Origin of the sequence: Undibacterium sp. Di27W (assembly GCF_049340345.1) — a bacterium.
Classification (GTDB): domain Bacteria; phylum Pseudomonadota; class Gammaproteobacteria; order Burkholderiales; family Burkholderiaceae_D; genus Undibacterium.
Map to the genome: position 1 here is coordinate 421490 of NZ_JBMPOS010000003.1, position 7026 is coordinate 428515.

Annotated in this window: 6 protein-coding genes; 5 read left to right on the plus strand and 1 reads right to left on the minus strand. The window is 43.8% G+C overall.

Translation table 11 applies throughout. The features are described 5' to 3' along the window. Positions 1–68: 68 nt before the first annotated feature. The 3 genes from ACO0LF_RS09635 to ACO0LF_RS09645 all read left to right on the plus strand — a co-directional run bounded on the left by ACO0LF_RS09635 (position 69) and on the right by ACO0LF_RS09645 (position 4010). Positions 69–2531 (plus strand): DUF3987 domain-containing protein, encoded by a 2463-nt coding sequence (locus ACO0LF_RS09635; protein ID WP_423013880.1) that lies wholly within the window; start codon positions 69–71, stop codon positions 2529–2531. Between the two features lie 638 nt (positions 2532–3169). Beyond that, complete coding sequence (locus tag ACO0LF_RS09640; protein ID WP_423007353.1) at positions 3170–3388, plus strand: hypothetical protein; 219 nt, start codon at positions 3170–3172, stop codon at positions 3386–3388. Positions 3389–3791: 403 nt separating this feature from the next. After that, positions 3792–4010 (plus strand): DUF7661 family protein, encoded by a 219-nt coding sequence (locus tag ACO0LF_RS09645; RefSeq protein ID WP_423013901.1) that lies wholly within the window; start codon positions 3792–3794, stop codon positions 4008–4010. Positions 4011–4722: 712 nt separating this feature from the next. Here the strand turns inward: ACO0LF_RS09645 and ACO0LF_RS09650 are convergent. After that, a complete protein-coding gene (locus tag ACO0LF_RS09650; RefSeq protein WP_423013881.1) occupies positions 4723–5274 on the minus strand; it encodes a hypothetical protein in 552 nt (183 codons plus the stop codon). On the opposite strand from ACO0LF_RS09650, the gene ACO0LF_RS09655 reads away from it, so the two are divergent. Beyond that, positions 5268–5597: a helix-turn-helix domain-containing protein gene (locus tag ACO0LF_RS09655; RefSeq protein ID WP_423013882.1), complete on the plus strand. Its 330-nt coding sequence runs from the start codon at positions 5268–5270 to the stop codon at positions 5595–5597. The two genes, ACO0LF_RS09650 and ACO0LF_RS09655, sit on opposite strands and share 7 nt — an antisense overlap. A gap of 1119 nt (positions 5598–6716) precedes the next feature. After that, on the plus strand, positions 6717–7026 hold a 310-nt coding region (locus ACO0LF_RS09660), incomplete at its 3' end, for a hypothetical protein (protein ID WP_423013883.1).

The following is a 7026-nucleotide window of genomic DNA, read 5'->3' on the forward strand; positions in this document are numbered from 1 at the left end:
CGCGTGCATGGTCGCCTGGCTTGGGATGTGCGCGATATCAAAGCGCTGCTCAATGGAGAGGGGGAGTAATGGTTACTTCACCTTCATGTCTTGGTGGTGGGCAAGCAGACGCGATTCGTGCTGCCGCTCTTCAGTGCGCCAGCCTTGGATTGCCTGTGATTGCGATACATGGAGTTAAAGGTGATGGCTCCTGCACTTGTGGCGATCAACATAAAGGCCAAGAGAATTTGATCGGAAAACATCCGTGGGGGAAAGGCTCACCTGAGGCTACGCTCGACCCTAAGCTCATCAACATGTGGTTTGATTACAAGAAGGGATGCAATTACGGTATTGTGACCGGTAGGGAGTTCAATCATGCAGGAAAAGCTCTGGTCGTTATCGATATTGATAGTTATAAAGAGGGTGGCTTAGACGCGCTTGATGCTCTTGAGGCGCTTCATGGCAAACTACCCGATACGGCTACTGTGCTTAGCGGGGGTAATGGTGTTCATCGATATTATTTGACCAAAATAGGTCAAAAATTTAGAGCTAAACTGGGTGCAGATTCAAATATCGACATTAAGGGACCAGGTGGGTATGTAATTGGCCCTAAGTCTGTGCATAGAAGTGGTCGTTGCTATGAGACTGAAGCATCTAGCGATCTTTTTGATTATGCTCCCATAGCGGATTTACCAAGCTGGGTTACTGAGAAATTTGGCAAATGTGAAGTTTCTACAGATAGCTCACACCAAGTAGTAGCTAAAAATTTAACCCCAGAAGAAATTAATATTTACCAGAATGATTTATCGCAAATACCCGCGATAGATCGTTCTGTGTGGCGTTCAGTATTAATGGCATTGAAAGACCGTAGCGATTCTGAAGAAATGTTTCAATTGGCGGATAAATGGAGTCAATCTTGTCCAGAAAAGTATTTCCCGGATGACGTGCGCTACACTTGGAACACAATTAAACAGGACGGTGGTATAACAATCAAGACTCTGCATTACCTGGCTAATGAGGAGCGTGCGAAGAAGGTTGATCTTAGTTCCATTTTGCTTCAACCTACAACCTCAGTGCAGAAAAATGCAGGGTGGCTGCCACCGATATCGCTACAGTCGAGTGAACTTGGTGATCCTTATCCATTTGATGCACTACCCGCCCTAATTCAGGATGCCGCGCAGGAAGTTCAGCAGTTCACGAAAACACCGATGCCTATGGTTGTTTGCTCGGCCTTGGCAGCGTTGTCGTTATCGGCACAATCTCTGTATGACGTTCAACGAGCAGAATTGCTTACTGGTCCCATTGGCTTATTCATTATGGTTATTGCAGATTCTGGCGAGCGGAAAACAACGCTGGATAACTTCTTTTCAGAATCTGTCCGTAATTTTGAGGCTCGTGCGCTGGCAGAATCAAAGCCAAAAGTAGTGGAATTTAAAGCATCACATGCTGCCTGGGAGGCAAAGAAGAAAGGACTCTTGGATCGCATCTCTCTAGGCGTAAAAAGTTCTAAGGACACAAATAAATCCGAGAGTGACCTTCAACTTCTAGAGACCGAGCGCCCTGTTCCACCTCAAATTGTCAGGTTAGTCTATAGCGATGTGACCATTGAAAAATTGACGCACGCACTTGCCAATGATTGGCCCTCAGCAGGAGTATTGTCGTCAGAAGGGGGCACTATTTTTGGTGGCCACGCGATGGGTAAGGATAGCCAGATGCGTACCATGGCAAACTATAATGAGCTTTGGGATGGCAAGGGTATCAGGGTTGATAGGCGCACTAGTGAATCTTACAGCGCAAGAGGTGTACGACTTACAGCTGCAATACAGGTACAAGAGCCGACACTGTCCACATTCCTAGAGTCATCAGGCTCCTTGGCGCGTGGTACTGGATTTTTAGCGCGGTTTTTGATTGCATGGCCAACCTCCACACAAGGCAGCCGATTTTTTACCGAGGCACCTAAGTACTGGCGTAGCCTGACTCTATTTCACAAGCGAATTGCCGACATTTTAGAGATGCCTCAACCAATGGTTGATGGTGAACTTCAACCAACCCTTCTTACATTGTCACCTTTTGCAAAAGAATCATGGGTTAACTTTCACGACGAGATTGAAGAAAAGCTTGCACCTGACGGAGATTTCTCATCAGTCCGGGATGTGGCTAGCAAGACTGCAGATAACGCAGTTCGCTTGGCGGCACTTTTTCACGTTTTGGAAGGCGCAACAGGTCCGATTTCACAAGAGCATATGCTTGGCGCTGCGCGCATAGCGAAGTGGCATTTAAGCGAGTCCTCTCGTTTTCTTGACGGCGTTACCTTAACCTCGGAGCAAAAAAATGCTGCGAAGTTGGATAGTTGGATATTAAACAAGTGCACTCAAGAAATTAAGACAGATATTTCTACCCAAAAAATCGCCCAATTTGGACCAAGTTCATTGCGCCAAAAGGCCACTATGGATGCAGCTTTAGCTATTTTGGAGGCGGCACATAGGATCAGGTCAGTCGATGGCAAAAAAAAGGTGTATCAAATCAATCCATTGTTACTTTCAAAGACCTGAAACAACCTATTTTGAATTGACTCCCACTCTTCAAGTCGCGCCTGGATCAGCGTAAAAACGCATTTTCGCGCTTCTTTACAGCACTGCTATTTTTGCTAATTCTGCGATTCTGTTAGCTTGATGTCTGCTCAATTTTAGGAATAGCGGGAATAGCAGAAATAGCAGTAGCAACAAGAGTTAAAAAGAAATCGATTTTTGACTGGTTGGTTCAGGTTTAATCAAATTTCCATAGGTCTGCTGCAGATATCATCGATTGAGAATTTTTTACTTCAAAATTCCGACTGAATTCAGCTCAACACTTTTCAATATCAACTTTTAGGGAGAATGGGGTAGGGAACAAGGTGACAAGGTAAAGAGTAATATATATATATTTATAGTGTATTAATATATGATTGAAGTTAAAAAGCATATTTATATGTTGATTTCCCTCCTTGTAACAAGGTAGGAACAGGATGCAACTATGCAAGGATTGACGTTGTTCCCGTTGGCATTGAATTTATCTTGCTGGATGGTCGGTTCGACCGTCAATTGCTTTACGCACGCGCGCGGTAAGGTTCTAAAATTTAGTAAGTTTGAAATTGTCAGATCGTTGAATCGATCGACGGTTGTGTATATTTTTTGCATCATAGGAGAGTTGCGTGAAAGTGTTGATTAATATCTCTGATGAAGTAAACGCTGAACTTGCGAAAATTAGCGAGGCTCGCAATGGTGTGCCTCGCGAAAAATTAGTGCTTGAGGCAATTAGTAAATTCATTGAGGAAAGCAAGGCTCACGATGTTTTCGGTATGTTGGCGGGACAGAATGGCGATGGCCTTGAATACCAAGTTCGGATGAGAGCGGAATGGAATAACCGTTAAAGAGCTGTGCAGATAGTCTTGTCTTTGACTTCTTATCAAATGAACCGACTTAGATCGGTTTTTTTTACATCTGATACTGAACTAGAGATCAATATCAAAAGGATCGCGCAATGAGACGGAAGCCTCTACCTAATGACCGGATGATGCGAGTTACAGTACGAAACCTGGTGCGTTGGTTGTGCCTCGCGCTTTGTAAAGGGTTTCAAGGGCGACACGGTAGGCTAATATGTAGAAAGCTAGACTCGACCGGCCAGCATCTGTCAGATTGGATCACCACTTGAGATTGATTTATGGCTGGATTCGGCAAATTGCAGCCGGTCATACAAGACACAAAGCAACTATCGCCGCGGAAATTTTTGTGACAAATCGGCAAGGATCACTCAAATCAACAATATGGTGTTTTATGTCGGATTATCGATTTAATGTTTTTGGTATGTTTGTCTCTGTTCTGGCCACGGACACCGGGTGGAAAACATTTATCATCGGGGCAGAGGGTAAGCGTCGCCCTGCTGAATTTATAGTCCCCAACTCAATTCCTTCCGAAGAGTTGGCGCAATACCTAGGTGACTTATTTCACGAAAATGCGACGCCAAGGAACAATAGTGTGATGCCGATTGAGTGAATAGCAATGGGTACTTACGGCACAATTACGGCATTCACGATGTGACACATCCTGTCAGATTGAGTCACAATTTTTACAGCAAATATTGTCTCGGTAATACCCTTTACTTGGACGAAGTAACCAAGGGCGGATGCTAGTTTGGGTTCGGCTTCTTCTCGATGTGTCTTCAATGAGATCTCGGGCGTATTGGAATTGTTGCTTGCCTACTTTATTAACTTATCTTGCCAAATGTGGTGACTGCATTCAGAACGACACTAGTTAGTGTTTTGCATGCTCCGCTTCCTTACGAAATTCTGCCAGCGTGACGCGGTTGGCAGAGCTGTCCTAGTGCTGTGACAGTTCGTTGAGGAGCGCCATGATGGCTTGCTTCGGCACTTCAAAGATGCGCTGCCAGTTTCTGAATGGCGCGTCCGCTCCGGCTTTACCCATACACCAGTACCGCGAGACGGTTGTAGAGGGTGTACTAAACGTAGATCATGTTGTCAGTTGATATTTCACGATCAAGCTAAAATGTCCTACAACAACCTGGTAGCTGCTGTTAGCAAACAGTGAAAGCCTATTTTTACACCAAAATTTACACCATTCCCATGCAAAGCATTGTATTCGCTAGGTTTTTTGATACCTACGTTAGGTATCGAAACAGTAAACTCGGGTAAATTGTAAAAAAATTCGGACCTAAATAGCATTTCTACCAATCTAACATGTGCGTAAATTAAGGCCGGTAAAGATCGACTATAAGTCTGTCTACATATTCCTCGGTGGCTATTTTGACGATTTTTTGAAACGACATTTTGGGTACGTTTTCTGTTATCCAATGCATTTTGGCGTACAGTTCGGCATCCATAGGGAAATTCAAACCTTTGGTACGCGCATTTTTTTCAACCAAGTCCCAAGGGGCAAGCTGGGGTTCTGTGTTTGTAAATTCACTCATGCTGTTTGACTCGCTAGTCTCAATAAGTGCTGAAGCAAGTTCCGGTGCCACCATATCCATACCTTCTCCCTCGTTGTGACTATCAATAGTCAGTTGTTGACGCTGCTGCGCAACTAATACATTTGATAGCACTTCCTTAGCCATGGCTGTTACCTGCTCTAGCGCAGCTATCGTAGAGGTCAATCCAAAATTATTGTCTGTCATGTCGGGTTTCTTTCGGTCGTTCATATCATCCTTAGCCATTTGAAGGCATTGGTTGGTCAAAAATCGCCATATTCTACGTTTTTCGTAGAGATGTTTGTAGGAGATTCTACGAATATCGAAGAATGTCATCAACCCAGACTCTTGAAAAATCTGTATTTGGACGCCGACTTAGGCAGGTCCGGACACAGGCTGGAATTCCGCAATATCAGCTTGGCATACTTGCTGGTTTGGAAGAGTCTTCAAGTAGTGCTCGAATTAGCCGATATGAAAGCGGCATGTACATGCCTTCCCCCAATTTTGTCTCCAAGCTTTCAGTGGTACTTAATGTACCTGCCGTTTACTTTTACTGTGCGGATGACCGTTTAGCTAATTTGATATTGCTTTATCACCAGTTCCCGGAAAAGCATCGTAAGGCGCTTCATAAATTTGCCAACGAACTCGTTGAACGCTAAGTAGAGTTACCGTCACAGGGAAATGTTTTTGATTACCCACCATGTGTGGGGGGGGGGCAAAATACCTCCCTTGGGTCTGCATACTGGCAACAATCTATTCGTCAAAATTTTTTTGATAAAAGTCAGATTTTGAAATCAACGATTTTGAATATATTTAATCATTAAACAATCTACTTGCTAAGCTCCGCCAGCAAAGCGGAGGATGTCGATTCTCTTTACTAGCAATGGAATGTTAATTTGTCTTATTGAAAATCAATAAGAAGCGTTCGTGGTTGAACCAAATTTTGTTTAATTCATTAGGAATTTTGCAGCTTTTGTGGGTTGCATAGGAATTTTCGGTTAAGCGGAAGGTCTGCTTGGCCACTCTTGTTGGCACGCCAATGGGAGAAGTCTTGATCCATACAGGTCTTCGTCACATAACAGGAGAGCTTCATTAATCAGAACTACGATACACACGAATGGGCTAAAGGTCATTTCAATCAAAATGGTGCATTGAATGACGAAATTCGAAAACGATTTCGATTGGTGAGTGTTTTCATCAAAACAGCCGGAGATTTTCAATGGAAAAATGCCAACAATTTGCATCTCAAACCCGCCACTGATTTGCACTCAAACTTGCTCGTCTCGCACAATAGTTCCCATGGCGCAAGAATCCAAGCCAGCAATGACAGCATTCAGACTCCTACTCGTATTCATTTCGTATCGTTTTTTGCAAGTCAAGTGTTTTTGAGGAGCGAAGCGACGCAACAAATTCCTTACTCGCCCCACCCTTAATCCAGTCTTAACTGGCACCGCTTTCGCCATACACCTTGCCTTGATTTACCCCATGATTGATTGTCTAAATATTACTAATTATTTAATTAACAATACTTGTGATGCGTTGTTGCCTTGCTTTTCTTTGAACTTGATGCTGAATATTATTCATTGTATTTTCTATTTTTAATTAACGATCAATATGCGTTTAGCTAATTTTAAGAATTAAAAATGGATTTTAAATTTATTTTCGATTTCACCTAAACAAATTCCCAAATGTTTGGACTATTGCTTCAAGAAACGACGCGTGTGCACAAGCCAGCGGCGTAAAGCAAACAATAAGTCAGAACATAAAAGGATGAATTCATGGTAGCAATCGTCAGCGGAAATAGCACAGGTCTGAATTTAACATCTTCCTCCAACCTGGGACAGCGCGGCAATCTTGGTTCCGCCAGCCAGGGCAAGACCGGTGAACAAAGCATCGTCAATATCGCCACTGGCAACCTCGTCCTGCAAGACAAAGACGGTTTCCTCGCCAGCCGTGGCAATGATCTTTCCGTCATCCGCACCTACAACAGCCAAGGCGTCATCAAAGACGACAATTCAGATGCATGGTGGATCAACGGTTATCGCCGCATCGTCAACCTGACAGGTACCCTGAACCAAGCAGGCAGCA